Source organism: Parundibacterium terreum, from assembly GCF_014636315.1.
GTDB classification, from domain to species: Bacteria; Pseudomonadota; Gammaproteobacteria; order Burkholderiales; family Burkholderiaceae_D; genus Undibacterium; species Undibacterium terreum.
The window spans coordinates 88,358-114,813 of the sequence record NZ_BMED01000008.1 but is presented as its reverse complement, the minus strand read 5'-3'; the positions used below and the strand labels follow the sequence as shown (position 1 = coordinate 114,813).

General features: G+C 57.2%; 22 protein-coding genes. 13 read left to right on the top strand and 9 right to left on the bottom strand.

Going from position 1 to position 26,456, the window contains the following annotated elements; translation table 11 throughout:
• Positions 1-42: 42 nt before the first annotated feature.
• Positions 43-2,343 carry a 5-methyltetrahydropteroyltriglutamate--homocysteine S-methyltransferase gene (gene metE / locus IEW12_RS26915; RefSeq protein WP_188569235.1) on the bottom strand — a complete coding sequence of 767 codons (2,301 nt, stop codon included), beginning with the start codon at positions 2,341-2,343 and terminating at the stop codon, positions 43-45.
• Between the two features lie 151 nt (positions 2,344-2,494).
• On the opposite strand from metE, the gene IEW12_RS26910 reads away from it, so the two are divergent.
• The gene (locus tag IEW12_RS26910) at positions 2,495-3,418 is read left to right on the top strand and encodes a LysR family transcriptional regulator (protein WP_188569234.1); all 924 of its coding nucleotides are present in this window, start codon (positions 2,495-2,497) and stop codon (positions 3,416-3,418) included.
• On the opposite strand, the gene rraA is transcribed toward IEW12_RS26910, so the two are convergent.
• Positions 3,411-3,908, bottom strand: coding sequence for a ribonuclease E activity regulator RraA (gene rraA, locus IEW12_RS26905; RefSeq protein ID WP_188569233.1), 498 nt, complete (start codon positions 3,906-3,908; stop codon positions 3,411-3,413). The genes IEW12_RS26910 and rraA overlap by 8 nt on opposite strands.
• 211 nt (positions 3,909-4,119) lie before the next feature.
• The gene (locus IEW12_RS26900; protein WP_188569359.1) at positions 4,120-5,049 is read right to left on the bottom strand and encodes an alpha/beta fold hydrolase; all 930 of its coding nucleotides are present in this window, start codon (positions 5,047-5,049) and stop codon (positions 4,120-4,122) included.
• A 403-nt stretch (positions 5,050-5,452) separates the two neighbouring features.
• On the opposite strand from IEW12_RS26900, the gene IEW12_RS26895 reads away from it, so the two are divergent.
• Complete coding sequence (locus tag IEW12_RS26895; protein WP_188569232.1) at positions 5,453-6,370, top strand: LysR family transcriptional regulator; 918 nt, start codon at positions 5,453-5,455, stop codon at positions 6,368-6,370.
• Between the two features lie 40 nt (positions 6,371-6,410).
• Here IEW12_RS26895 and IEW12_RS26890 read toward each other — a convergent pair whose 3' ends face one another.
• Together IEW12_RS26890 and IEW12_RS26885 are read right to left on the bottom strand one after the other, a co-directional pair.
• Positions 6,411-7,193: a hypothetical protein gene (locus tag IEW12_RS26890; RefSeq protein ID WP_188569231.1), complete on the bottom strand. Its 783-nt coding sequence runs from the start codon at positions 7,191-7,193 to the stop codon at positions 6,411-6,413.
• Between the two features lie 14 nt (positions 7,194-7,207).
• Positions 7,208-8,392 carry a hypothetical protein gene (locus IEW12_RS26885; protein ID WP_229751378.1) on the bottom strand — a complete coding sequence of 395 codons (1,185 nt, stop codon included), beginning with the start codon at positions 8,390-8,392 and terminating at the stop codon, positions 7,208-7,210.
• Positions 8,393-8,804: 412 nt separating this feature from the next.
• On the opposite strand from IEW12_RS26885, the gene IEW12_RS26880 reads away from it, so the two are divergent.
• Positions 8,805-9,590, top strand: a complete 786-nt coding sequence (locus tag IEW12_RS26880; RefSeq protein WP_188569230.1) for an AraC family transcriptional regulator — start codon at positions 8,805-8,807, stop codon at positions 9,588-9,590.
• Positions 9,591-9,880: 290 nt separating this feature from the next.
• Positions 9,881-10,735: a ferritin-like domain-containing protein gene (locus IEW12_RS26875; RefSeq protein ID WP_188569357.1), complete on the top strand. Its 855-nt coding sequence runs from the start codon at positions 9,881-9,883 to the stop codon at positions 10,733-10,735.
• A 63-nt stretch (positions 10,736-10,798) separates the two neighbouring features.
• On the opposite strand, the gene hpnA is transcribed toward IEW12_RS26875, so the two are convergent.
• A complete protein-coding gene (gene hpnA / locus IEW12_RS26870; protein WP_188569229.1) occupies positions 10,799-11,797 on the bottom strand; it encodes a hopanoid-associated sugar epimerase in 999 nt (332 codons plus the stop codon).
• 147 nt (positions 11,798-11,944) lie between these two features.
• On the opposite strand from hpnA, the gene ispH reads away from it, so the two are divergent.
• Genes ispH through IEW12_RS26840 form a run of 6 tightly spaced genes read left to right on the top strand, consistent with a single transcriptional unit; the run spans position 11,945 to position 18,599 of the window.
• On the top strand, positions 11,945-12,886 hold the full coding sequence (gene ispH, locus IEW12_RS26865; protein WP_188569228.1) for a 4-hydroxy-3-methylbut-2-enyl diphosphate reductase: 942 nt from the start codon (positions 11,945-11,947) through the stop codon (positions 12,884-12,886).
• Between the two features lie 21 nt (positions 12,887-12,907).
• On the top strand, positions 12,908-14,068 hold the full coding sequence (gene hpnH / locus IEW12_RS26860) for an adenosyl-hopene transferase HpnH (RefSeq protein ID WP_188569227.1): 1,161 nt from the start codon (positions 12,908-12,910) through the stop codon (positions 14,066-14,068).
• Positions 14,069-14,070: 2 nt separating this feature from the next.
• Positions 14,071-15,276, top strand: a complete 1,206-nt coding sequence (hpnI, locus tag IEW12_RS26855; protein ID WP_188569356.1) for a bacteriohopanetetrol glucosamine biosynthesis glycosyltransferase HpnI — start codon at positions 14,071-14,073, stop codon at positions 15,274-15,276.
• A 31-nt stretch (positions 15,277-15,307) separates the two neighbouring features.
• Positions 15,308-16,729 carry a hopanoid biosynthesis associated radical SAM protein HpnJ gene (hpnJ, locus tag IEW12_RS26850; RefSeq protein ID WP_188569226.1) on the top strand — a complete coding sequence of 474 codons (1,422 nt, stop codon included), beginning with the start codon at positions 15,308-15,310 and terminating at the stop codon, positions 16,727-16,729.
• A 38-nt stretch (positions 16,730-16,767) separates the two neighbouring features.
• Positions 16,768-17,577 carry a hopanoid biosynthesis-associated protein HpnK gene (hpnK, locus tag IEW12_RS26845; protein WP_268237276.1) on the top strand — a complete coding sequence of 270 codons (810 nt, stop codon included), beginning with the start codon at positions 16,768-16,770 and terminating at the stop codon, positions 17,575-17,577.
• The gene (locus IEW12_RS26840) at positions 17,574-18,599 is read left to right on the top strand and encodes a lysylphosphatidylglycerol synthase domain-containing protein (protein WP_188569225.1); all 1,026 of its coding nucleotides are present in this window, start codon (positions 17,574-17,576) and stop codon (positions 18,597-18,599) included. The genes hpnK and IEW12_RS26840 overlap by 4 nt, the downstream gene beginning before the upstream one ends.
• A gap of 26 nt (positions 18,600-18,625) precedes the next feature.
• On the opposite strand, the gene IEW12_RS26835 is transcribed toward IEW12_RS26840, so the two are convergent.
• On the bottom strand, positions 18,626-19,258 hold the full coding sequence (locus IEW12_RS26835) for an MlaC/ttg2D family ABC transporter substrate-binding protein (protein ID WP_188569224.1): 633 nt from the start codon (positions 19,256-19,258) through the stop codon (positions 18,626-18,628).
• A 124-nt stretch (positions 19,259-19,382) separates the two neighbouring features.
• Between IEW12_RS26835 and hpnN the strand changes: the two genes are divergently transcribed.
• Together hpnN and IEW12_RS26825 are read left to right on the top strand one after the other, a co-directional pair.
• A complete protein-coding gene (gene hpnN, locus IEW12_RS26830) occupies positions 19,383-22,028 on the top strand; it encodes a hopanoid transporter HpnN (protein WP_188569223.1) in 2,646 nt (881 codons plus the stop codon).
• Positions 22,029-22,034: 6 nt separating this feature from the next.
• Positions 22,035-22,880: an MlaA family lipoprotein gene (locus IEW12_RS26825; protein ID WP_188569222.1), complete on the top strand. Its 846-nt coding sequence runs from the start codon at positions 22,035-22,037 to the stop codon at positions 22,878-22,880.
• Here IEW12_RS26825 and IEW12_RS26820 read toward each other — a convergent pair.
• Positions 22,862-23,536 carry a phosphorylase gene (locus IEW12_RS26820; RefSeq protein ID WP_268237275.1) on the bottom strand — a complete coding sequence of 225 codons (675 nt, stop codon included), beginning with the start codon at positions 23,534-23,536 and terminating at the stop codon, positions 22,862-22,864. The genes IEW12_RS26825 and IEW12_RS26820 overlap by 19 nt on opposite strands.
• A 14-nt stretch (positions 23,537-23,550) precedes the next feature.
• Positions 23,551-25,542 carry a squalene--hopene cyclase gene (gene shc / locus IEW12_RS26815; RefSeq protein ID WP_229751376.1) on the bottom strand — a complete coding sequence of 664 codons (1,992 nt, stop codon included), beginning with the start codon at positions 25,540-25,542 and terminating at the stop codon, positions 23,551-23,553.
• 359 nt (positions 25,543-25,901) lie between these two features.
• On the opposite strand from shc, the gene IEW12_RS26810 reads away from it, so the two are divergent.
• The gene (locus IEW12_RS26810; protein WP_188569219.1) at positions 25,902-26,252 is read left to right on the top strand and encodes a hypothetical protein; all 351 of its coding nucleotides are present in this window, start codon (positions 25,902-25,904) and stop codon (positions 26,250-26,252) included.
• Positions 26,253-26,456: the final 204 nt, after the last annotated feature.

Below are 26,456 nucleotides of genomic sequence, written 5' to 3'. Positions count from 1 at the left end.
CATTTCACAGCACTGAAAGCACGCATAAGCGTGCTGGAGCACTCAGCAACAATTACCTTCATGCTCCTCATGCTCTGCCAGCGAGGCACGTAGCAGCTTGGCTGCCTGCACCATGTTTTCCAGCGCCGCGATCGTTTCCGGCCAGTCGCGCGTTTTCAGGCCGCAATCCGGATTGACCCACAGACGCCGGTCAGGTATCACTTCCCTCGCCTTTTGCAACAGCCTTTGCATTTCCAGCATGCGCGGCACGCGCGGCGAGTGGATATCATACACGCCAGGGCCGATCTCGTTCGGATAGGCGAATTCGCCGAAACCGTCCAGTAATTCCATATCGGAACGCGAGGTTTCTATCGTAATCACGTCGGCATCCATCGCGGCGATCCAGGGCAGGATGTCATTGAACTCGGAATAGCACATATGCGTGTGTATCTGAGTCTCGTCAGCGACGCCGCAGGCGCTGACTTTGAATGCGCGCACTGCCCAATCCAGGTAATGCGGCCAGTCGCCGGATTTCAGCGGCAAACCTTCACGGAAAGCGGGCTCATCTATCTGTATCATGCCTATACCGGCTTTTTCCAGGTCGCAGACTTCGTCTCGCAATGCCAGCGCAATCTGCAGCGCCGTGGTTTCACGCGGCTGATCGTCGCGCACAAAGGACCATTGCAGCATCGTAACCGGGCCGGTCAACATGCCTTTCATCGGCCTGCTGGTCAGGCTTTGCGCAAACTCACTCCAGCCTACTGTCATCGCTTCGGGGCGATATACATCGCCATAGATGAAAGGCGGTTTGACACAGCGCGAGCCATAGCTCTGCACCCAGCCGTTCAGCGTAAAACCATAACCCCATAGCTGTTCGCCAAAGTATTCCACCATGTCATTGCGTTCCGGCTCGCCGTGCACCAGCACGTCAATATCCAGTTGTTCCTGCTTTTCCACCACCAGACGAATTTCTTCACGCATCGCATCCAGATACTCCAGATGCCCCAGGTCGCCGCGCTTGTGCGCAGCACGCGCCTGGCGTATGGCCTTGGTTTGAGGAAAGGATCCTATTGTCGTAGTCGGAAACAGCGGCAGCTTGAATCGTGCCTGCTGTTTGACTATGCGCTCACCGAATATGTTACGGCGCTGCGCATCCGATTCCGCCAGCTCTTCTACCCGCTTCTTGACCAGCGGATTATGAATGCGGCTGGATACATTACGGCTATGGATGGCAATCTGGGAAGCAGTAAAGTGCGGCAGCACTTGCGCAGCCTGTCCGTTCAGCGCGCATTTGAGGGCAACGATCTCGTCCAGCTTTTGCGTCGCAAACGCCAGCCAGCTTTTCACTTCTTCATCCAGCGATGTTTCGGATGACAGGTCAACCGGCACATGCAACAAGGAGCAGCTAGGCGCTAACCACAACAGCTCACCCAGCTCCTGCTTCAGCGGCTGCAGCCGTTTCAGCACCTCGGACAAATCTGCGCGCCAGATATTGCGGCCGTCTATCACGCCCGCCGACAGCACACGCCCCGCTGGCCAGTTTGCCAGCAAGGACTGTGCTTGCAGCGGCGCGCGGATCAGGTCCACATGCAGGCCGGCTACAGGAAGGCTGTGCAGTAAATCAGCATGGTTTGCCACTGATTCAAAATACGTGGCGAGCAGGAGCTTAGGCGCTTGCGGGCTCAACACTGCATAGGCGGGTGTGAATGCCGATTTCCATGTGGCGTCCAGATCCAGCGCCAGCACAGGTTCGTCTATCTGTACCCATTCAACGCCCGCTGCCTGCAGACGCGCCAGCACGCGCTGATATGCAGGGAGCAGCTTTGGCAGCAAGTCCAATTTATGCGCCAGCCCCCCCTTGATCTTGCCCAAATACAGCAAGGTGACGGGGCCAATCAGGGTCAGTTTTGCCCGGTGTCCCTGTGCCTGGGCTTCTGCCAGTTCATCAAACAGCCAATCGACGCCGCGGTCGAAGCTGCTGTCGGCAGTCCACTCGGGCACCAGATAGTGATAATTGGTATCGAACCATTTGGTCATTTCCATCGCGAAATGCTGTGTATTGCCGCGCGCGAGGGTGAAGTACTCGGACAGAGTCAGATTTTTTGCATCAAATCCAAAACGGGTAGGCAGTCCGCCCAGCAAAGCCAGGGTATTGAGCACCTGATCGTACCAGGCAAAATCGCCCACGCTTACCGCATCCAGGCCGGCTTGCTTTTGCAGCTTCCAATGGCGTGCACGCAGATCAGCACCTACATCGCGCAATGCGGCCTCAGACAGTTCTCCACGCCAGAAAGCTTCTTGTGCAAATTTCAACTCACGCTGAGCACCTATGCGCGGAAACCCCAATATATGTGCCGATGCCATGCTTTTCTCCGATGTTGACGGTTTGCGGACATACCCGCAAATCCATTGATGATTCATTGCTTGCCATCATCGGACATCCTCCATTATGATTCAAACGATAAATATTAAGAATCAACTTGAATTTAATTCATAATCAATTTTTCCCACTGCCATGCATTCCATCCTCGAATTCCGCCACCTGAAAACCCTGCACGCGTTGCGCGAGGCAGGCAATCTGCTGCGTGCGGCAACCTTGCTTAACGTGACCCAGTCGGCGCTCTCGCACCAGATAAAGTTATTGGAAGATCATCACGGCACGGCACTTTTTGAACGAAAGTCAACGCCCATACGTTTTACCCCGGCCGGAGAGCGACTATTGCAACTGGCCGACAGCGTGCTGCCGCAGATCGCCAACGCGGAGCGGGATCTGGCCCGCATGGCGCAGGGCGTTGCCGGGCAACTCAGGATTGCGGTGGAATGCCACACCTGCTTTGACTGGTTGATGCCGGCGATGGATGTGTTCCGCCAACGCTGGCCTGAGGTAGAGCTGGATATCGTCTCGGGTTTCCAGGCAGACCCGGTGGGCCTGCTGTATGAGCATAGGGCCGATGTCGCCATCGTGTCGGAGATTGACCATGCGGAGACAGTTGATTACCACCCGCTGTTCCGCTTTGAAATCGTCGCGCTGCTGGCCAAGGAGCATCCTTTGTCCAGCCGCGACTATCTGGTGGCCCAGGACTTTGCCACCGATACGCTGATTACCTATCCGGTGCCGGATGATATGCTGGACGTGGTACGCCAGGTGTTGAAACCTGCCGGCGTGGATACGGCAGCGAGAAGAACGACGGAATTGACAGTGGCAATGCTGCAACTGGTCGCCAGCCGCCGTGGCATAGCCACCCTGCCCGTGTGGGCAGCGCAAAACTATGTGAATCGCGATTACGTGATGCAAAAACGCATTACCAAAGACGGGCTGACCGGCAAGCTATATGCAGCCTGCCTGCCCGAAATGTCAGGCAAATCCTATCTGAGCGACTTCGTCACGACGATACGAGAAAGCAGCTACCTGAACTTGCCTAGCATAGAGCTTATTTAAGCAGATTCTCCGAGGCCACCAGGACGCCGTCCGCATCGGCATAGATCCAGTCGCCGGGCTGGATGGCAACACCCGCGATGCTGATGCGCACGTCCTGCTCCCCTGTGGAACGCTTGGCGCTACGCACGGGGAAAGACGCCAATGCTCTCACGCCGATATTGCAGGCGTTGATTTCCTCCACATCGCGCACACAACCGTTGACAATAATGCCGACCCAGCCGTTTTGTTGCGCAAGACTGGCAAGATTGCCGCCTACCAGCGCGCAACGGATACTGCCGCCGCCATCTATCACCAGCACTTGCCCATTCCCCGGGCTCTCCAGCTTGGTCCTGACCAGGGAGTTTTCCTCAAACACTTTCAGCGTCACTGCCTGCCCCAGGAACTTGCCCTGGCGACCGAATTTCATGAACAAGGGCGGCAGTACTCTCAGCTCGCCGGTGGCAAGCTTGTCTTCATTGGCATCGCAAATATCGCAGGTGAAAAAACTCATGATAGGGCCTTGTAGTGTCGGGTTTGATCTGGAATGCCTGTTGCCTCCATATTAATCAAACGCCGCCTGTTTGCAATGGCTAATATCAGGTGCTGCTTCAGCATGCAGAGCGCAGGATGCAGAATGCAGAATGTTAAAAAGCCTTGCCGGTCCACCCAGGCAAGGCTTAAGCATTGCTGTCGCAATGCAGGAGACATCGAGTCTATCCGCGCTATGGAGCGCCATCCAGAAATTTCTTGATCAGCCCTATCGTCGTTTCAGGGCTCTCTTCCATCAGCCAGTGCCCCGCTCCGGGAACCACTTCTTGCTGCACATTCACCGCGGCATTGCGCATGACGCCGGCCATATTCGGGCCGAAGGATTTTTCACCGCCGATGGCAAGCACAGGCATGGGGAGCTTGGTCTGCGCGGCGACGCGGTTGTCGGCAACATCCTTGGCAGCTATCGCATTGAACTGTGCAAATGCCGCCCGCATCGCACCGGCTTGCGCATATTGCTTCGTATAGTAAGCGCGAGTCGCTTCGTCTATCTTGGATGGATCGCCTGCAAATTCATTCCAGAACCGGTCGAGATAGATGCGTTCGCGGCCGGCGACCAGCCGCTCCGCATCCTTACCGCCAAAATTGAAGTGCCACAATTGCGGGCTGAGGATGATCTGGTCCCACGGCGCCACGCCGGGAACGGGAGCGTCCATCACCACCAGCTTGTCCACCTTGTCCGGATATCGGGCTGCATAGGCATATGCCACCATGGTGCCGATATCATGCCCGACCACAGCCGAACGATCCTGCCCCAGCTTGGCGAGCACCGCCCGCATATCGCCGGCCTGCGTCATCTTGTCGTAACCTGAAGCAGGCTTGGATGAACGCCCCATGCCCCGCAGATCCGGCACGATCACAGTATGCGTCTTGGCCAGTTCTTTCGCCAAGGGCCCCCACATATCGCCGGTGTCGCCAAAACCATGAATCAGTATCACCGCCGGCCCGGTTCCACCCGAGCGCACAAAGATACCCACTCCGTCACCCGTTGTGACGGTCTGTGTCTTGAAACCGGGAGGCAAGGAAGGAGCAGCCGCTCCCGCCATACCCGCCGTCAGCACAAGTCCAAGCATTGCCATTACAAACAAAAGCTTGCGTTTCATCATCAGCCCTTTTCTTTATCTAGAAAATCTTCGTGTGACAGGTCTCAAATTTTTTTCATACCTACGCAGCATAGTAGTCTTCAGCACCATCCGTTGACTAGTATGTACGTGCTGTTCACCGTTCAAAAAATTTTGACATGCTTTGCAGCATGCTGCCCGCCTGGAAACTGGCCTGGATGCAAAGGCTTTTCCCTGCAATTGCTGCCGCTCATATTGAATAATACTGATGCAGTCAGTCATAAAATTTCAAGTAGATCCTGGGTGCATGAATCTATACTTCGCACTTGTCAGAAAAGCTGGTATGCAAGTGCTGAAATGGGCGCAACAGGCTTGCGCGCATGGATTCGTGGCTGCCGCACATGCTAGTGCAAAACATAGATTCTTACTTTTCCAACTCCAAAAAATGTTAAAACTTGAAGGCATCGCCGGCTTTGTCGCAGTTGCCGAATCCGGATCCATCAGTGAAGCCGCAAGACGCCTGCAACTGTCAAAATCAGTGGTCAGCGAAAGGCTTGCAGATCTGGAAAAAACACTGAACGCAACCCTGCTGCATCGCACGACCCGGAAAATTAGCCTCACCGAAGACGGAGGGGCTTTTCTGGAAAGGGCCAAGCGCATTATGTGTGAAGTTGCAGAGGCCAAAGCGGACATGGCGGAGCGTCGCGGCAGCCTGATCGGACCTTTACGCATATCCGCGCCGGTGACTTTCGGGCGTATGCATCTGGGGCCGGCGATCTATTCCTTTTTAGAAAAATATCCCAAGCTTGAACTAACGCTGGATTTGAATGACCGCCGCGTTGATGCAGCGGCCGACGGCTATGACGCTGTCGTCAGGCACGGTCCCTTGGAAGATTCACGCCTGGTGGCCTGGCACCTGGCGCCAAGCCGGCGCATGCTGGTCGCATCACCGGAATATCTTGCGCGGAATGGCACACCGGGCAGTATCGAAGACCTGAAGAATCACCGTGGCGTTTTCTATACCAACCGTGGACTATCAGACTGGCGTTTCATTAGCGATGACGGCCCCATCACTGTACGCACCTCCGCCGCATTGCGTGTCAACAATGGCGACGTGATGCGAGACTCGGTCCTGGCAGGACTGGGCATCGCCCTGCTTCCCACCTTCATCACCGGTGCTGAAATTCAAAAAGGCGATCTGGCTGTGATCGACATAGGGATGGAAGCGCCGGAAGAGTCGATCTATGTAGCGCATCCCGAGGGCCGCAGGGCATCGGCAAAATTGAAAGAATTCGCTGCCTGCCTGCAAACTGCGATAGGAACTCCGCCTTACTGGGACGCCTGGAACAATCAAGAAAATTAGCGGCAAATCCTATCTTGCCACCGTTTTTTTCCGTGCAATGTTAAGGTACCGAAAACTTCAGCCGGACCTCCGATCCGCAAGCCACGGTGCTTTGTTCCACTGACTCAAAGGCGGAACACAGGCGGTTACCGGCAGGGTCTTCCATATCCGGATGAATCCGCAATTCATAGATCCCGGCACGCCAGGGAGACGACGGAGTAAATCGCCATCCTGCTTCTCCATTTTCAAGTGCAAATTTGCCAGCCATCCGGCGGCCGTCCGGTGCAGCAACAGCGATCAATTGGGCAGCACCTGCATCCAGCGCCGTGCGGAAATCAACATGCAGCGCCTTTCGTCCGCCAGCAGTGGGGGCCTGAATAATCCATTGCTGCGAGTCTATCCGTTGCCGAAGCGCCGGACCAATCATCCAGGTTTTCTTTACCGGACTTTGCAACTGAGGATCATCGATTTCCAGACTTACCGTCTGCCCCTGACGCAAGGCCATACCTATGCTGGAATTAGGGCCGACACCGGTTTTGATGCGCCCCGGATGCATCAGGATGGAGACGCTCATCCCATCCCTGCCGGATAGCGGCACATCGAGAAACGCATCGTTTATCTGTGAGCCTGCAGCATCAAGCAATTTTACATGGCGCATGTCCAAAGGCGCCGCCAGCGGCGCATCCAGATACAACTCTATACGCAATATGTTTTCGGGTATCTCATTGCCGGACGGTGTAAGCCGTGGCGCCGCAAAAGTAGCCGCCGATGCACAGACAGCGAGTAATGAAATGGCGATTAGCAGGCAAGTAATGGGGGACAACAAGCGCTGACGCATTTTCATTATTCCCTCGCCCGTTATCGAGCCAATTCTGAATAGCCCTCTATGCCACGCGCAAATTTATGGAAATCGTGGAACTTGTCGCCGGCCGGATACTGGTAGTCGGGGAAGTCGTATTCGTTCACAAAGTCGCTCAAGCGCAGGTATGCCCCCTTGGGAATGGATACCAGTTGCATGTCTCCTGAAGTCGTATCACGCCGCAAAGCAAGCAGCAGGTTGTCATTCAAATTATCAATACGCATGACTGCAGACAATGGCGTCATGATGGCTTTTACGCCGGCATACGGTTTGGCAGGCACTTCAATCGGTGTCGTCAGGCCTGGCTTGGATGCGCCATCCGTGATATCAGAAAGCGTCAGCAAATCAGCCGAACGGCTGGAATTGGCAATCAATGCGTAATCCATATCACCTTGCTTATAGGTGACCATGCCTACCGGGGCATTGCCCCAACCCAGCTCGCCCACCGTCTTTGCCTTGATGTGCGCGCCATCCTGCAAATCCTTCAACGGAATGGTCACCAGCGGAGTGCAAGTGTAGGCCGCAACCAGGCTGGCCTCGCCGCCCACCTGCATCACAACCATTGATCGTATAGGAGCGCGCGTCTCAATTTGATTATGCACCGGATGGTACATCTCTATGGTCGACGCGCGTGCATTACCCTGGAAGGGGAAATCATAGATCCGCAGGGTCGATGCAAAACTGCGATTGGACAAACCCGCGACATACAGCTTGCCCTGGTAGAACTTCATATCGGTGACCGTAAGGCTTTGCGCAGGAAGATCGCGCCAGAACGATTCACTGGCAGATGGCTGATCGGTAATCGCCACTGAGGAAGATGTTTTACGCAAATCGACTCGACTGACCTTGCCCTGGGAGTCAACGGAAACAATCGCCGGCGAACTGGATTTCCCATGCTTTACCGTCAGTGCCACATAGGCTACTTCGCTACCTGGCTGCACGGCCAGATCCTCGAAGCGCAGCGAGGTCTGCGGTACCTGTAAGGCTGCCGCTATCGCCGCCTGGATATCCTTGAGATTAAACGGCTTGCCTGCCGGACTTTTCACCGCAACCGGGAGCGCATAAATTCTGACTCCTTTCCAGTCAGCAATAAACAGAGTGGTGGCGTCGCCAAAAGTCAGCTTGGTTGCAGATTGAGGCGCGGCAGCCGGAGCCGCATGCAATAGTGCTGATTGGAGAGACAATACAGCGGCGATAAACGCTAAAGATGCCCGCATTTTCATAGAAGTGCCCTTAGAAAAAATGCATGGCCTTGCGGCCAGGAGAGATGAGAGAACTGGAACTCATTTCATAAATAGCCATTTGAGTGGCCGCTTCGCAAACGGCCAGCCGGCAAATAGCATCTCCATCAATTCTGGACTGCCTCGCCTGATAAAACTAGAATTTGCGTGCTGTTTTGGATGGGCCGGGTCCCCTGCCGCCCGACCAGAACAAGGCCTGTTGAATGCGGCCGGCATTTTGTTGGCTCTTTCTATGTGTTTGTCAGTCCCGGATAAAAAATGGGGCACCCCCGCCCTGTTTGTATTTTGCAAAGAAACAAGCAGGATTTCCTTGTCTGATTTAAGATAAAGCCATATCATTTATCGCAAATCCGCCATGCCCATCGTCCCCATCAAACATACCAATGCGCCACCCAGCGATACCACGCCGACAGCGGAGCGCAAGATCAGGATGGTGGCGCGCGATCTGCTCGCACAACAAATCCTGAGGCCGCATAGCCATCCGTGGGGGCAGCTTACTTATGCACGCGAAGGCATGCTGCATGTGATTGCCGATAACAACACCTGGTTTGTGCCTCCCCTGCGCGCTATCTGGATACCGCCGAACATGGTGCATGAGATACGCACGATGGAAGACGCCCGTCTGCGCGCGCTTTACAGCTATGCCGGCTACATCCCCTTTCCGTCCGACCACTGCATCGTGCTGGAAGTGTCGCCGCTATTGCGTGAATTGATACTTAGCATAGAGAACGTCAACCAGGCAGGCCCTAGGGAAGATCATCTGGTGCAGGTGATACTGGATGAAATCGTCCATGCAGAAACCCTGCCCATGCATCTGGCGATGCCGCATGACAAGAGGCTGAAAACCCTATGCGAGAGCCTGATCGCCGATCCCGCATCGGCACTGACCCTGGAAGATTATGCGTTGCAGGTAGGCGCTTCTGCGCGCACCTTGTCCCGCCTGTTTGAGCAGGACCTGGGCCTGACCTTTGGCCAATGGCGGCAACAGATGCGCCTGACCCGTGCCACCTCGTTGATTGCCAACGGATTACCCCTGTCCAAGGTTGCCAGCAAGCTGGGCTACACCAGCCAGTCGGCATTTTCCGCAATGTTCAAAAAAACTTTCGGCAAATCACCGTCGGCGTTTTATCAGAGTAAATAAATATTGAACATTTAATCAACCCTGTCTGCCCAACGTAAAAATTTGCCGAATACTGTTGTAAATCCGGATATTAAAAAAAATCATCCCCGGCATCCGGCTGCCACCTGAAAACGATATGGGTTAATATTTAATTTGCACCAATAATCCAGGCAAAAAGTCAGGGGGACAGGATGGCAGATCAGCTAGCGGCGAGGGGCCGCTACACCAGCGCCGATGCTGACGGCGAAACAAAGACAGCACCTATATTTACCACGTTCGACCGAAACGCCGTTGAACAAGCAGACCATGCGATGCGCCACTGGGCAGATGCATCGCCCGAGCCGGTCCGCATAGGCTCCCGCCGCCACCTGCAGATGTTTTGCGAGATGCTGCTGCAAACACACAATCCCTACAAGCCGGCCGTCATTGCATGGCCCGCGCTATCGCCAGACGCGCTGCAGCATGTCAAGTCACTACCGATCTGGGATATTGCAGTACAAACCGAAGGCCGCGCCTCAATCCGGGTACAAACTTTTGCCGATACCGTGCAGGAACCCCTGTTGCGTCGCGCGCTGGAGATGGATGGCGCAGAGGAAGCCCGCCACAAAGTAGTGCTATCCAAACTGGTGCAAGCCTATGGCATTCCATTGGCCCCGGAACCTGCCTATCCGCCTCCGGCAGATCCGGAATGGGGATGGCTGGTCACCGGTTACAGCGAGTGCATAGACAGCTTCTTCGCCTTTGGCCTGTTCGCCGCCGCAAAACGCTCCGGTTTCTTTCCTGCTGAACTGGTGGAAACTTTTGAGCCCGTCATACAGGAAGAAGGCCGCCATATCTTGTTCTTCGTCAACTGGGCTGCCTGGTACCGTCGCCAGCTTCCATGGTGGCGACGCCCGTGGTTCGCGCTTAAGGTAATGCGCGTCTGGGCCTTCCTGATCTGGGAGCGCATAGGCATAGCACGTGGCATCGATTCCGACGGTGCAGCACAAGATGCAAACTTTACGATGAATGGTTCGGCTTCAGTGGGCGAGGCTTTATCGCCGCGCGCTCTGATCGAACTTTGCCTTGCGGAAAATGCGCGGCGCATGGCAGGTTACGATGCACGCCTGCTACGGCCGGAGACTGTGCCACGACTGGCGCGGCTGGCGTCACGCCTGCTGGCTTAGCAGACCAACGGAGGATTTTCCCGGCACCAATTCCTGATGGCAAGAACATGTTCCTAGCTGCTTTCAGTTCAGGTAACCCTCGGCCTTGAACCATGCCAGCGCATCTTGCAATCCTGCGCGATAGGCCCGTGGCTGATAACCCAGTTCCTGCCTTGCCTTACCGGAACTGAAGTACATCTTATAACGGGACATATCCAGCCCGTCCACCGTGATAAAAGGTTCGCGCCCGGTGACCCTGGCCACAGCCTCGGCCGCGTGGGCCAGCGGATACAGCGGCCAGCGAGGCAACTGCACGGTGGGAGCGCGGCGGCCGCTCAGCTCTGCAATGTCGGCCAGCATACGCTGCAGGCTGACATCCTCCCCGCCCAGGATATAGCTCTGGCCTACCCTGCCCTGATGCAGCGCCAGAAAATGTCCTTCGGCGATATCGTCCACATGCGCCAGGTTCAGCCCTGTATCGACGAAAGCCGGCATCTTGCCGCTTGCAGCCTCCAGGATGATGCGGCCCGTGGGCGTGGGCCGCACATCGCGTGGACCTATGGGGGTGGAAGGATTGACAATCACGGCAGGCAAGCCTGTGTCGGCAATCTGACGCTCTACCCAGCGTTCTGCCAGGACCTTGCTGCGCTTGTAGGCGCCGATGGCCTCGCCTGCCTCCAGCCTGGCGTCTTCCGATACCGGCGCTGTTGCTCCGGCCACACGCAAGGTGGCGACCGTACTGGTATACACGATGCGCTCCACGCCACATTGCTGCGCAGCCTTCATCACCGTCTCTGTGCCTGCAGTATTGGTACGCACTATCTCTTCAGGATCGCGCGCCCAAAGCCGGTAGTCGGCGGCCACATGAAACAGGTAGCGCACGCCCGACAAGGCTTGCGACATCATGGCAGCATCCCGCATATCTCCCATGAAGACGCGCACCGGCAAGCCCTCCAGATTGCGCTGGGGGCTGGACGGACGAGTCAGCACACGCACCCGCAAGCCACGGCTCAAAGCCTGCCTAACTACAGCAGAGCCAAGAAAACCTGCCGCTCCGGTTACCAGGATATCGTCTTCAAGCATCACCAAATTTCCCTATTGAAATACACTATATTGCGCAACAATCAGCGAAACAAAGAACACGGCACAGGTATATACTAAATGCTATTTTGTAAAAGTGTTGCTTTTGTATCAGACACATTCGACCGGATTTCGGAAAGAGGGGTTTGTATGCAGGTGATTCTTGCCCAGCCACGCGGCTTTTGTGCCGGAGTAGTTCGTGCGATCGAAATCGTCGACCGCGCACTGCTCAAGTATGGAACGCCCGTTTTCATCCGCCACGAAATCGTACATAACAAGCATGTGGTGGATGGCCTGCGGCGCAAGGGTGCTCACTTTACAGAATCCCTGGACGGCATTCCCCCTCACTCGGTCACCATCTTCAGTGCGCACGGCGTATCCAGAGAAGTAGAGGCAGAGGCGCGGGACCGTCAATTGCATGTCCTCGACGCGACCTGTCCCATGGTCGCAAAAATACATCATCAAGGCCGCCAATATGCCGCAAGCGGCCGCACCGTCATCCTGATAGGCCATGCCGGCCACCCCGAGGTGGAAGGTACCCTGGGCCAGATTCCCGGCAAGGTCATCCTGGTACAAAATGAAGCCGAGGTCGCCCTGCTCGACTTGCCTGATGATGCTCCCGTCGCCTATGTGACCCAGACAACACTGAGCGTGGACGATACCCGCAACGTGATTGCCGCCTTGAACAAGCGCTTTTCCAACCTGATAGGCCCTGAGACGCGTGATATCTGCTACGCCACGCAAAGCCGCCAAATTGCTGTACGCAAACTCGCCAAGCTGGTGGACGTGATCGTGGTCATGGGAGCCTCTAATAGTTCCAATTCCAACCGCCTGCGCGAAATCGGTGCCGAGAGCGGCGTGCCCAGCTATTTGATTGCCGACGGCAGTGAGCTGGACCCGGCATGGGTGCGGGATGCACAGGTGGTGGGCATTACCGCCGGCGCCTCTGCCCCGGAAGCCATGGTGGAAGATGTGCTGGCAGCCTTGCGCCGCTTCGGTCCCGTAGATATTTCCACCATGGACGGAGAGATAGAGCATGCCGAGTTCCGCCTGCCGGCCGAACTGGCAGATCCAGTTTCTACAGTCGACTAACCTCTTAGCAAGGAGAAACCCTTGGCTATACCGTTTCTGCAGGTAGCACGTGTGGGCGCCTATGTTGTAAAACAGCATCTGGCGGGCCGTAAGCGTTATCCTCTGGCCTTGATGCTGGAGCCGCTGTTCCGCTGCAACCTGGCCTGTTCCGGCTGTGGAAAAATCGATTATCCCGATCCCATACTGGACCAGCGGCTGTCCATCCAGCAATGCCTGGATGCAGTGGATGAATGCGGTGCGCCGGTCGTGTCCATCGCCGGTGGTGAACCGCTGCTGCATCGTGACATGCCGGCTATCGTGGAAGGCATCATCGCCAGGAAGCGCTTTGTCTACCTGTGCACCAATGCGCTGCTGCTGGAAAAGAAACTCGACCAGTATCAGCCCAATCCTTATTTCGTCTGGTCAGTGCATCTGGATGGCGACCGCGATATGCATGACGCATCGGTATGCCAACCGGGCGTGTATGACCGCGCAGTGCAGGCAATACGCGCAGCGAAGGCCAGGGGATTTCGGGTCAACATCAACTGCACTCTTTTCAATAACGCGCAACCGGCGCAGGTGGCGAGCTTCTTTGACACGCTGAAGGGAATAGGCGTGGACGGGATTACCGTTTCGCCAGGCTATGCGTATGAGCGTGCTCCTGATCAGCAGCATTTCCTTGCACGTAACAAGACCCGGCAATTGTTCCGCGACATATTGGAGCTGGGCCGCGGCGGCAAGAACTGGGCCTTCAGCCAGTCTTCACTATTCCTGGATTTTCTCGCTGGCAACCAGACCTATCATTGCACTCCATGGGGCAATCCTACCCGCACGGTATTTGGCTGGCAGCGGCCCTGCTACCTGCTGGGCGAAGGCTACGTCAATAGTTTTCGCGAACTGATGGATGGAACCGACTGGGATGCCTACGGCACCGGCAATTATGAAAAATGCGCAGACTGCATGGTACACAGCGGCTACGAGGCCTCTGCGGTGGCGGATACGATAGCGCACCCACTCAAGGCAATGGGCGTCAGCCTACGCGGTGTCCGTACCAAAGGGGCGATGGCGCCGGATATTTTGCTGGACAAGCAAAGGCCGGCCGAATATGTGTTTTCAGAGCACGTGGCAATCAAGCTATCCGAGATAGGCGGCACCAAGCATGCGAGGCAGCGTGCCGAAGCAGTGGCGGCCCAGGGGCGCTAATGATGACAACGGCAGAATGGACAAGCTTGCTGGGAGCTGCCCTGTGTGGCGTGGCCACCTGCTATGCGGCCGTGGCTGCCTGGCTGAGCAGGCGGCGTCCGCTCGACTTGAATCTGGGGCTAAATAGTAAGCTCGCTTCCACGCCGCAGCCGGTCACGGTGCTCAAGCCTCTTTGCGGTGGCGAGCCGCGGCTTTACCACAACCTTGCCACCCTTTGCCGTCAAAAATATGATCAGTTCCAGATCGTATTCGGCGTACGAGATGCAGAAGACCGCGCACTGGCGGTGGTGCGCCGCTTGCAGGCTGACTTCCCGGATTGCGACATCGCAGTGGCAATCACACCCGATCTGCATGGGCAAAATCTGAAAGTCAGCAATCTGATCAATATGCTGCCGCTGGCGCGCTACGACTGGCTGGTGATCGCCGACAGCGATATTGCCGCACCTCCGTACTACCTGTCACGGATAACGGCCCCGCTGGCAGATACCTCCACCGGCATTGTGACTTGCCTGTACCGCGGCCGTGCGCTGGCGGGTTTTTGGTCCCGGCTAGGGGCACAATTCATCGACGACTGGTTTGCTCCATCGGTGCGCATTTCCCACACTGCAGGATCGCGCCGCTTCGCTTTTGGCGCAAGCATTGCATTGCGGCGCGATGCATTGGCAGCGATTGGCGGCTTTTCTGCGCTGGCTGACCGTCTCGCCGACGATTTCTGGCTGGGAGAACTGACGCGCCGCCAGGGGCTGGCTACCGTATTATCCGATGTAGTGGTCACTACCGACATCACCGAGGCAAGCCTGGCCGAGTTGTGGACGCACGAGCTGCGCTGGCTACGTACCATACGCTCCCTAAGCCCCGCAGGTTTCTTCTTTACATTTATTACTTATACCTGGCCCATGCTACTACTGGGCCTGATGCTGGCGCCAGGCCCTGAAGTCTTCGTCATAGCCATAGCGGGCGTAATGGCGCGCAGCATACTCGCGGGCAGCATGCATGCCGCGTTGCGGGCGCCGTTGCGGGACACCTTGTTGCTGCTGGAATGGGCAACGGCGCTGTTTGGGTCCCAAGTCAGCTGGCGCGGGCAAACCCTGTCTGTCAGGGACGGTATGCGAGCTGAAGACGGCCAGACATCGGACTCTACCACAGCCAATTCCTTCGCCGCCCACACGGGCGGAAAAACTGCCGGCAGGCTTCCCCCTTCCATGTAATCAGTCACAGACACATGCTCTAAAGGACATTATGAAAACTCTGTTCCTCCAGGCTCCTTCTTTTGACGGCTTTGACGGCGGGGCCGGTTCACGCTACCAGGCCAAGCGCGAGATCAAATCATTCTGGTATCCCACCTGGCTGGCCCAGCCGGCAGCAATGGTGCCGGGCAGCCGCCTGCTTGACGCCCCGGCAGATGGAATCAGCGTACAGGAAACCCTGGATATTGCCGCCGGCTACGATCTGATCATTATCCATACCAGCACCCCTTCCTTCCCAACAGACGCCAGGTTCGCCGAAGAACTCAAGATACGCAAACCTTCCCTGCTGATCGGCATGGTCGGAGCCAAGCCGGCAGTGGAACCCGACGGCACCCTGGGCGCCAGCCCTGCCATCGATTTTGTCTGCCGCGAAGAGTTTGATTACACCTGTGTGGAAGTTTCGCAAGGCATACCGCTGAAGGACATCACTGGACTGAGTTACAAGCTGGCGGACGGCTCCATCGTCCACAATCCGCCGCGCCAGATGATAGAGAATATGGATGAGCTGCCGTTTGTCGCACCCATCTATAAACGGGACCTCAAGGTCGACAATTATTTTATCGGCTACCTGAAGCATCCCTACGTCTCCATCTATACCGGCCGCGGCTGCCGGTCCCGCTGCACGTTTTGCCTGTGGCCGCAAACCGTAGGCGGACACCGTTACCGCACCCGCTCGGCAGAAAGCGTCATTGCCGAAGTCAAATGGATCAAGGAGAACATGCCCGAGGTAAAGGAGATCATGTTCGACGATGATACATTCACCGATTTCCGGCCGCGCGCAGAAGAGATCGCGCGCGGATTGGGCGAACTGGGCGTCACCTGGTCCTGCAATGCCAAGGCCAACGTGCCCTATAGCACGCTGAAGATCATGCGGGACAACGGTCTGCGGCTGCTGCTGGTGGGCTATGAATCCGGCGACGACCAGATCCTGCTGAATATCAAGAAAGGCTTGCGCACCGATATCGCCAGGCGCTTCACTGCCGACTGCCGCGAACTCGGCATCACAATCCACGGCACCTTCATCCTCGGGCTGCCAGGCGAAACCCAGGAAACCATAGAGAAAACCATACAGTATGCGAAGGACATCAACCCGCATACGATACAGGTATCGCTGGCTGCGCCTTATCCCGGCACTACCTTGTACAAGCAATCTGTGGATAATGGCTGGCTGAAGGAAAACAAGGTCATCAACCTGGTTAATGACCGCGGCGTGCAGCTTGCTGCCATCAGCTATCCACACCTGTCCAGCGAAGAAATCTACCACAGCGTGGAAGTGTTCTATAAACGCTTCTATTTCCGCCCCAGCAAAATCTGGGAAATCGTGCGTGAGATGCTGGGTAGCTGGGATATGACCAAGCGGCGTCTGCGTGAAGGCGTGGAGTTCTTCCGCTTCCTCCACTCACACGAGGCTTGATCCTGAGTTCTCCATCTGAAGCGGCCACGGAGCGGCGCCTGATACTCACTGCCGACGATTTCGGTCTGCATACTGGCGTCAACGAGGCAGTGGAACTGGCGCATCGCGATGGCGTTCTCAATGCAGCGAGCCTGATGGTAAGCGCGCCCGCAGCCGCCGATGCAGTGCAACGCGCGCGCAGGCTGCCCCAGTTGCGGGTGGGCTTGCATCTGGTCCTTGCCGACGGACAGGCCACACTGCCCCGCGCCGACATTCCCGATCTGGTGGATGCCAATAGCCGCTTCGGTTCCAATATGGTGCGCGACGGCTTCCGCTTTTTTTTCTTTCCGCATATACGCCGCCAGTTGGCTGCAGAAATACGCGCGCAGTTCCAAGCTTACGCCGCCACAGGCCTGCCACTGGACCATGTCAATACCCATAAGCATTTCCATTTACATCCGACCGTGCTGTCACTGATTTTGCGCATAGGCAGGGAATTCGGTTTGCGTGCAATGCGGCTGCCGCTGGAGGTGGGGGCTCCCTTGCTGCTGCGTCCCTGGCTGGCCTTGTTGCGGCGCCGCTTGCGCGCAGCCGGCATCGTTCACAATGATTATGTCGTGGGAATCGCCGGCAGCGGCAAAATGGATGAGGCGGCCTTGCTGGCGGCACTGCATGGACTGCCCCGCGGAATCATCGAGATCTACCTGCATCCCGGAGTCGCATCCGGCGCCCAGGTTGCACCGTCGATGAGCGGCTACCGTCACGCCGATGAGCTGGCGGCACTGCTGTCGCCAAGAGTCAGGTCTGCGCTGGATACGCTGGCTCCACGGCGCGGCGGCTTTGCCGACATACTGTTGCAGGCATCATGAAGCGCCTGGCCTACCTGACTGGCCTGCTCGGGCTGCTCGCGCTCACGCTGCTGGTCTTGCATCAGGGCGTGGACGATGTGGCGGCTGTCTTGCTGCAGGGTGGTTATGCCTTGTTCCTGCTGGTGCCGTTGCATGCCTTGCCGCTGCTGCTGGATGCGCAAGGCTGGCGCACCCTGTTGCTATTGGCTGATCCGCAGGGGCGCGCATCGCTGGGCTTTTTGTGGTGGGTGGCTACGGTGCGTGAAGCCGTCAACCGCTTGCTGCCGACGGTGAGCGTAGGCGGAGAGCTGGCTGGAATCCGGCTCGCGCGCCTGCGTGTTTCAGACACCAGCGCGATCGCGGCCAGCGTAGTAGTAGAAGTGATGCTGACGCTATTTGCCCAATATCTGTTTGCCGCGCTGGGTGTGCTGATGCTGGTGATCTCCATCGATGCCAGCGGCCACGGCTGGATCATCCTGGCCGGACTCCTGCTATCCTTGCCTGTTCCGATACTATTTGCGCTATCCCTGCGCTACAGCGGCATCTTCGAGCGGCTGGAACACTTTGCAAGACGCTGGTTCAGTAGCAGCGATAACAAGGATATTCTGGTCGACGGTGCCCGCCTGGATGCGCAAATCCGCGAGCTCAATCGCCGCCATCGTGATTTATTTGCGGCCCTGCTCTGGCAGTTCGCGGGTCTGGTCTCAGGCACGGTGGAAGTCTGGTTCGCGCTGATACTGCTTGGCCATCCTGTTACCTTCTGGGAGGCGCTGGCAATCGAGGCGCTGACCCATGCGGCGCGCCAGATGGCTTTTTTTGTACCCGGAGGACTGGGTGTACAGGAAGCGGTCGTGCTACTGCTCGGTCAGTTGCTTGGCGTCAATCCACAAGTTGCCTTGTCTCTCGCTCTGGTCAAACGCGCACGTGAAGTACTGTTCGGCGTTCCTGCATTATTGAGCTGGCAATGGGTGGAATTCAAGCGCTACAGGCGCAACGGAAAGATTCCGGTGGACAGCAAGAACCCCAAGGAGCGTTTGCCATGATGCCCCATCCAGGCGCAACAAAGGCTTTAAGGACGGGCCGCTTGCCTGGCGTTGTGCCGGTTCAGGTAAGCGAGCAAACCATTGATGCCGTCTTTGGCGAGGATGTCGGCAAACTGCTGGCGATAAACTTCGATCAGCCAGGCTCCCAGCATATTGATGTCATAAATCTTCCATCCGCTGGGCGTGCGCCTCATCCTGTAGTCGATCTGGATTTCGTCACCGTTGTTCAGCACATGGGTTTCCACGACTACGTCAGCCGCCGTCGCAGCGACCGGTGCCGGCTTGTAGCGGAACTTGACATTCTGTTCGCGCAATTGCGACAGGGACAGGGCATAGCTGCGCACCAGCAAGAGTTGGAATTGCTCAAACAGTTGCTGTCGCTGTTCTACCGTCGCATCACGCCAAGCCTTGCCTACCGCCAGCCGAGTCGTGTATTCAAAATCGGTATACGGCAAGAACTGCTTCTGCACCACGGCTATCGTCTTGGCGATGTCGCCACTGCGCGTGGCCGGATCAGCCTGTATGCTGCTGATCACACGCTCCACAGCAGATTGCACCTGGGCCTCAGGAGCCGCATTGGCGACCGGCTGAGCTTGAACCGAGGCCATGACAGTTACTGCAGCGATGGGAAGAAAACAAACAAAGCCGTGTTTATTCATAAGGAAGGCGAACAAATAGTGAATAAAAAGGACATCCGGAACCGTGAGGAGCGCAAACGCGCAAGCACGTGCCACCAAACCAGTATAGACCAGCAGCCGGCCACGCGCCAACTTACATAGCCACATGCTGTCATCCCTGCTCACCCGCCTTGTCCGTTTCTCCGCTCGCCGCGCCTGGCCTGTAATCATTGCCGCGCTGCTGCTCACCGCCGGCTGCACTGCTTACGTCGTGGCACACTTCGCCATCGATACCGATATCGACCGCTTGCTGGAATCCAATGCACCGTGGGCACAACGCGATGCGGCCGTCAGCAAGGCTTTTCCGCAACGCCAGCAGCTTATCCTGGCGGTAGTCCAGGCTCCGGCACGCGAGCTGGCTGACGCTGCGGCCGATGCCTTGGTCGAGGAACTGCGCAAACAAAGCCGGCGCTTTCGCGCGGTGGATCAGCCTGGCGGTGGCGATTTCTTCGCCCGTTCCGGCCTGCTTTTCCTTCCGACGCCAGCCGTCGGCCAGCTAAGCACGCAACTGATACAGGCCCGCCCGCTGCTGAATGTGCTGGCACACGACCCCAGCTTGCGCGGTCTGGCAGACACGCTATCCACCACCCTTGCCTTGCCGCTGCAACTGGGCCAGGTCAAGCTGGGAGATATGGCGCCCTTGCTGGATCAAAGCGCCTTGACACTGGAGAGAGTACTGGCGACACAGCCGGCTGCACTGTCCTGGACTGCACTGGCGGCGCCGGAAGCTGGAGTGGATATTCAAGCCGCGCCCTCTGCATCGGGTAAACCTGCCATGTCCAGCAGCTTCGTTACAGTCAGTCCGGTACTGGATTACAGCAATCTGGAAGCCGGCTCAGATGCGGCAGAAGCAATCCGCGCTACGGCCAAACAATTGAATCTGCAGCAGCGTTTTGGAGCTAGCGTGCGCCTGACCGGCCCGCAACCGCTGGCCGATGAAGAGTTTGCCTCTGTTGCAGAAGGAGCTGCCCTCAATGGCGTGCTGACGATATTGATGGTCCTGCTGATACTATGGTTGGCGCTGCGCTCTACCCGCCTGATCATTGCCGTATTGCTGAGCCTGTTTGCCGGCCTCATCATCACCGCAGCGCTGGGTTTGGCAATGGTGGGAGCATTGAACATGATCTCGGTGGCCTTTGCCGTATTGTTCGTCGGACTCGGCGGCGACTTCGGCATACAGTTCGGCGTACGTTACCGGGCCGAGCGCCACGAGCTTGATGATTTACCGGAAGCGCTGGCGCGCACCGCCGCAGGAGTCAGCGTGCCGCTGGCCTTGGCTGCGGCAGCAACTGCGGTCGCCTTCTTCAGTTTTCTTCCGACGGACTATCGCGGCGTGGCCGAACTGGGGCAGATAGCCGGAGCAGGCATGCTGGTGGCATTCGCCACCACCGTCACGCTGTTGCCCGCGCTGATTTGCGTGCTGCGCCCCGCCAGCGAACCGCACACACCGACCATGCAGTGGCTAAAGCCGGCTGACGATTTCTTCGAGCGGCATCGCCGGCCAGTGCTGCTGCTCAGTTGCGTCGCCATCCTGGCAGCCTTGCCCTTACTGTGGCATTTGCGCTTCGACTTCGATCCCCTGCATTTAAAAGATCCACAATCCGAATCCATGTCTACGCTGCTTGCATTGGCTGATTCTCCGCAGGCCGGCACCGAAGATGTCAGCGTATTGGCCGCTTCGCTGCCGGCCGCGCAAGCCATAGCGGCACGCGTGGCTGTGCTGCCGGAGGTGGCAAGAGTGGTCACGCTCAATAGCTTCATTCCGGAACAGCAGGAAGCAAAGCTGCCCCATATTGCCGCCGCTGCGACTAGCCTCTCGCCTGCCTTGAACCAGGTGCGAGCCACACCAGCCAGTGATGCCTTGCGTGTAGATGCATTGAAGCGGCTTGCAGAGCAACTGGAATTTGCAGCGGAAGATCATCCAGGCCCGGGGGCTGCACAGAGTACACGACTGGCAAAAGTACTGAAAAATCTTGCTGCCAGCGATGCATCTGTGCGCGATCGCGCTGAGGCCGCATTGGCTCTGCCCTTGCAATTGACCTTGACCAAACTGAAGCTGGCATTGCAGGCAAAACCGGTAGGCATACAGGACTTGCCACCGGCCATGGTACGAGATTGGCTCACGCCCGACGGCAAAGCGCTGGTCAGCATCAGCCCCAAACTGCCCCGCGCCAATAGCCCAGAGCGGGCGGCAGTCTTGCAGCACTTTCTTGACGCGGTACTCAAAGCCGAACCCGCTGCGGCAGGAGGACCGATATCGATAAAAGGTTCGGCGGATACCATCATGTCCGCCTTCGCCCAGGCAGCCGCCTGGGCTGTATTGTCGATCACGATATTATTGTGGATTACTTTGCGTAGCTTCGGAGATGTATTGCGCACCCTTGTCCCGCTGCTGGTATCGACGCTGGTGACGCTGGAACTATGTGTTGTGTTCGGCATTGCGCTGAACTTCGCCAATGTCATTGCCTTGCCGCTGCTACTGGGCGTAGGCGTAGCCTTCAAGATCTACTATGTGATGGCCTGGCGCGCGGGCCAGACCCATTTGCTGCAATCCAGCCTGACCCATGCGGTGCTGTATAGCGCCGCGACTACCGCTGCGGCTTTCGGCAGCCTGAGTTTTTCGCATCACCCCGGCACCGCCAGCATGGGCAAGCTGCTGGCGCTGGCACTGGTGTGCACGCTGATCGGAGCGGTCTTCTTCCAGCCCATCCTGCTGGGGCGGCCACGTGATCCCATCTCAACGAAAGAGTGACTTTCTATGACGCTCCTGACTTTATTCAGCATTACCGTACGCAAGCGCAAGAATTTTTCTGCACTGCTGCTCTTATCTGTCTTGCTAAGCGGCTGCGCCACCGGCCCCAATGCCAACCCGAAGGACCCACTGGAGCCATTCAACCGGGTAGTCTTTCGCACCAATGACAAGCTCGACCAGTATGTAGCTGCACCCCTGGCCAAGGGTTACCAGAAGGTCGCACCGGCGCCGGTACGTACGGCGATCACCAATTTCTTTTCCAACCTGGGCGACATAGGCAATACCATCAATAGCCTGCTGCAAGGCAAGGGACAGGATGCAATGGACAGCTTTATGCGGCTGGGGGTGAATACGGTCTTCGGCCTCGGTGGCTTGATCGATATCGCCACTCAAGCGGGAATACCCAGGCACTCGCAGGATTTCGGTTTGACGCTGGGGAGCTGGAATATTGCATCCGGTCCTTATCTGGTCCTTCCGTTATTCGGACCCAGTTCCTTTCGCGATGGTGCCGGCCAGGTGGTGAACGTAAAGCTGGATCCGGTCAATTACACCGAGCCGCCGCTGCGCAATCAACTGTATGCAGTCAATATCATCAACACGCGCGCCAATTTTTTAGGTGCGACGGACCTGCTGTCGCAGGCGGCACTGGATCCATATACCTTTGTCCGCGACGCCTACCTGCAGCAGCGTGAATCCTTGATAGAAAAAGGACAGGGCAAGCAGAAGCTACCTGAATATGAAGATCCAGAAGACAAGGAGGAAGCACCTGTTTCGCCGCCATCTACGCCGCCCGAGCCATCCAAACCAGCAGGCGCAGCAGTAAAGGATGCGGTTCAGGCCGAGGCCAAATAAACAGGAGCTTCCGGCAGCGCATAGCGCAGCCCCAGAGTCGTGCGAGCCTTCCGCAATGCCGTCTTGGCGGTCTTCGCATCACGTGCCAATTGCAGCAGATCGCTGAGCTGACCAGGGTGGCTGGCAAGGCTGGACAGCAGGGCCTTCATATCGGTATGGCCATCGCGGCCAAAAGCCGCCAATGCGGCCGATGGCAATGCCCGCTGTGCCGGATCGAGTATGATGCGGCAGGCCACATATGGGACCCGCGCCGCAAACGCCAGCCGGGCAACCAGGTGGGACTCCATATCGATAGCCAGCGCACCGCTGGCACGCTGCAAGGCTTGCTTGTCGGCCACGCTGGCGACAGCGGCATCCCCGCTCGCCAATATGCCTCCCACCGCTGCCGGAAGTGCATTACGCAGTATTGCGGACCAGGCACTGTTCGTATCAAAACTCTGCTCGCCGCTGGCAATACGCTCGGGGACCACGATACTGCCCGGCATTAATAGCGGATCCAGTCCACCCGCCACACCAAAGCTGATGACGCCATCGCATGGGTGGCGCAAGCGTTCAGCTAACTCACGCTCCAGCTTGCCGTCGTGCCCGCCATACAGCACTTCGACATCTGTACCGGCGGCGATACGGGCCTCGAATGCCATGCCTGTCACTACCACAATCCCGGCCACGGCTACATGCCCCAGGCTGTCACGTCTGAGGCATCCTGACGCAAATTACAATAACGGGCCAGCGCCCATAAAGGAAAATACCGGGAATAACCGTGATACTTCAGATAGAAAACGCGCGGAAAGCCCACCGCCGTGAAGTATTCCTCTTCCCAGTTGCCGTCAGCCTGCTGGGTGCGGATCAGATAGTCGATGCCGCGCGCCACCGCCTCGTGCCCGGTCTCTCCGGCTGCCATCAATCCGAGCAAGGCCCAAGCGGTCTGCGACGGCGTACTGGGCGCCGCCATGTGGCCGGAATAATCCAGGCGATAGCTGTCACCGCTCTCACCCCAGCCTCCATCTTCGTTCTGGATGCTGATGAGCCAAGCGGCAGCACTTCGCATGGCAGGCGCCTGTGCAGGCAGGCCGGCGGCATTCAACCCACATAGCGCGCTCCAGGTGCCATAAATATAATTGGTGCCCCAGCGGCCAAACCAGCTGCCATTGGCCTCCTGCTCCGCCAGGATGTAATCCAGCGCCGCCTGCGCCTTGGCGCCCTTTACGCCGCCTTCCAGTTGCGCCAGCATCGACAGGCAGCGTGCCGACACGTCAACCGTTGGGGGATCCAGCAGCGCGCCATGATCGGCGAAAGGTATGTGGTTCAAATGGAAATGCGTGCTATCGGGTTCAAACGCCCCCCATCCGCCATTACTGCTCTGCATGCCCTCTACCCACTCAACCGCACGCGCCAAGCCTTCATCCACAGGAATGGCCTCTCCGGCCACCCGCAGCTTGCCGTCCAGGGTTTCTGCAGCGCGATGCAGCGCCATCACCACCACGGCAGTATCGTCCACGTCCGGGTAATGCGCATTTGCATATTGGAAAGCCCAGCCGCCCGGCCTTAACTGAGGTCGCCGCACCGCCCAGTCGCCATACAGATCCAACACCTGCAACGGACGCAGCCAGGCCAGGCCGCGCGCCGCCGCACTTGTTGCCCGCGTGCCGCCGACTTCCAGCAACGCATGGCATGCGAGTGCGGTATCCCACACCGGGGAATGGCAAGGCTGGCAATACGCCTCATCATCGCGCACCACCAGCAGGTGATCGATGGACTTGCGCGCACTGAGCATCGCAGGATCATCGCGAGGCACACCCAATACATCCAGCATCAGCACGGCATTAACCATGGCTGGAAAGATGGCGCCCAGGCCGGACTCGCCATTCAGTCTCTCCCGCACAAATTCTTCGGCACGCGCGACGGCACGCTTACGCAGGGCGTTCGGTATCAAAGGCTCGCACACCCTCAGCATGAAATCCACGCCGGAAAAAAAATAAAACCAGGATGCTTGCTGATGAGGCGCTTTGCGTGGCAACCGCATCAAGCCGCGTGGACGCCCGAACAATTCGTCTATGCCTACGCCGCGCGGATTGCGCGCCTGCGGCCGCAGGCTGTTCAATACCAGAAGAGGAACAAGAACGGTGCGTGACCAATAAGAGACCTTGGAAACATGAATAGGGAACCAGATCGGCAGCAGCATCAACTCCACCGGCATCATCGGCACGGTCTTCCACGGCATCACACCAAACAGCGCAAGCAGCGTGCGCGTGAACACATTAGATGCCTCAGCCCCTCCCTGCGCCAGTATGGACTTGCGCGCACGCACCATGTGCTCGGCATCCACCGGGTCCCCTATCATTTTCAGCGCAAAATAGGCTTTTACACTGGCGCTGACATCCGCCTTGCCATGCGCAAACAAGGGCCAGCTGCCGTCCTCATTCTGGATACGCCGCAAATAGCGGGCAATGCGGGCCTCCAGTAAACTGTCCGGGGTTTCACCAAGGTAATGAACCAGCAACACATACTCGGCAGAAATCGTTGCATCTGCCTCCAGTTCGTAGAGCCAGTGGCCATCTTCGCGCTGGTGCGCCAGTAATGCCTCCAACGCCTGTTCGAGTGCGGCATCGGCATCCTGCGGTTCCGGCGCAATGTGGGCTTGTCGTAATTGGGACGTAGTCATAGGGCTCATTGGTCGAATCGTTCACACCAACTACATGGCACGCCTGAATTACATCCAACGTGCCGCTCTTCTGAAATACCATCTGGCTTGCCGCTCACGGCATGGTTCAACTAATGCAATAACGCTTTCGGCATTCGTACGGGCTCATCACCCCGGTCACGATGGAGGTTTCCTCCTGAGAAATAATGGGATAAATAATTAGGATCCATTTCAGCTACAGTCTTAGGCCGCAGAGAAAAAAATATTCGTGAACTTATGGGAAAAGAAGATTCCGGCCAACTGGCTGCGCTCGCGGACGGAGTGCTTTGCAAAGCGATATGGGTACCTGCCACGTATCACCTCATCTCATGTTGAACTAAATGCCGGATTTGAGCATCGCTACACTACAACCTTGCCGGCAAAGGTTGGCGATTTCAATATGGTCAAAGAATTATAACAAGATCGCGATTTTGCGGATTCAGATTGGCGCTCATCAACACATGCATCTACGGGCTGGTAGTGAATATGAGAACATGAACTGCTCACCATCAATCAGCGGCAAGCATATAGACACGTTCTGGGCACAAATCAATCAGCGTTTTTCTGGTGCTGCAGATTGTTTTCTCCGCCTGCTGTTTCTTATTTTACTTTCGATTACGGTAGCGTGCTGCCTGCTTGCACACAGCATCCAATTTCCCGCCGGTCCGGCGCAACTGCAACGCTACCGGTAATAAAATCTGCTGTCCATAGGCTAAACACGTTTGCAGTTTTCGGATGTTTCCACGAGGAAAAATTCCGTAGTACTTTGCTCCATTTCGCCCTATCACAGGGTCGACTTAGACACTAGCTTACCAGCATTCCAGCCTCAGTCTCAAGCAAACTTCGTGCAAAGTGCAAATAGGCATAAAAAAGCCGACCTAAGTCGGCTTTTCACT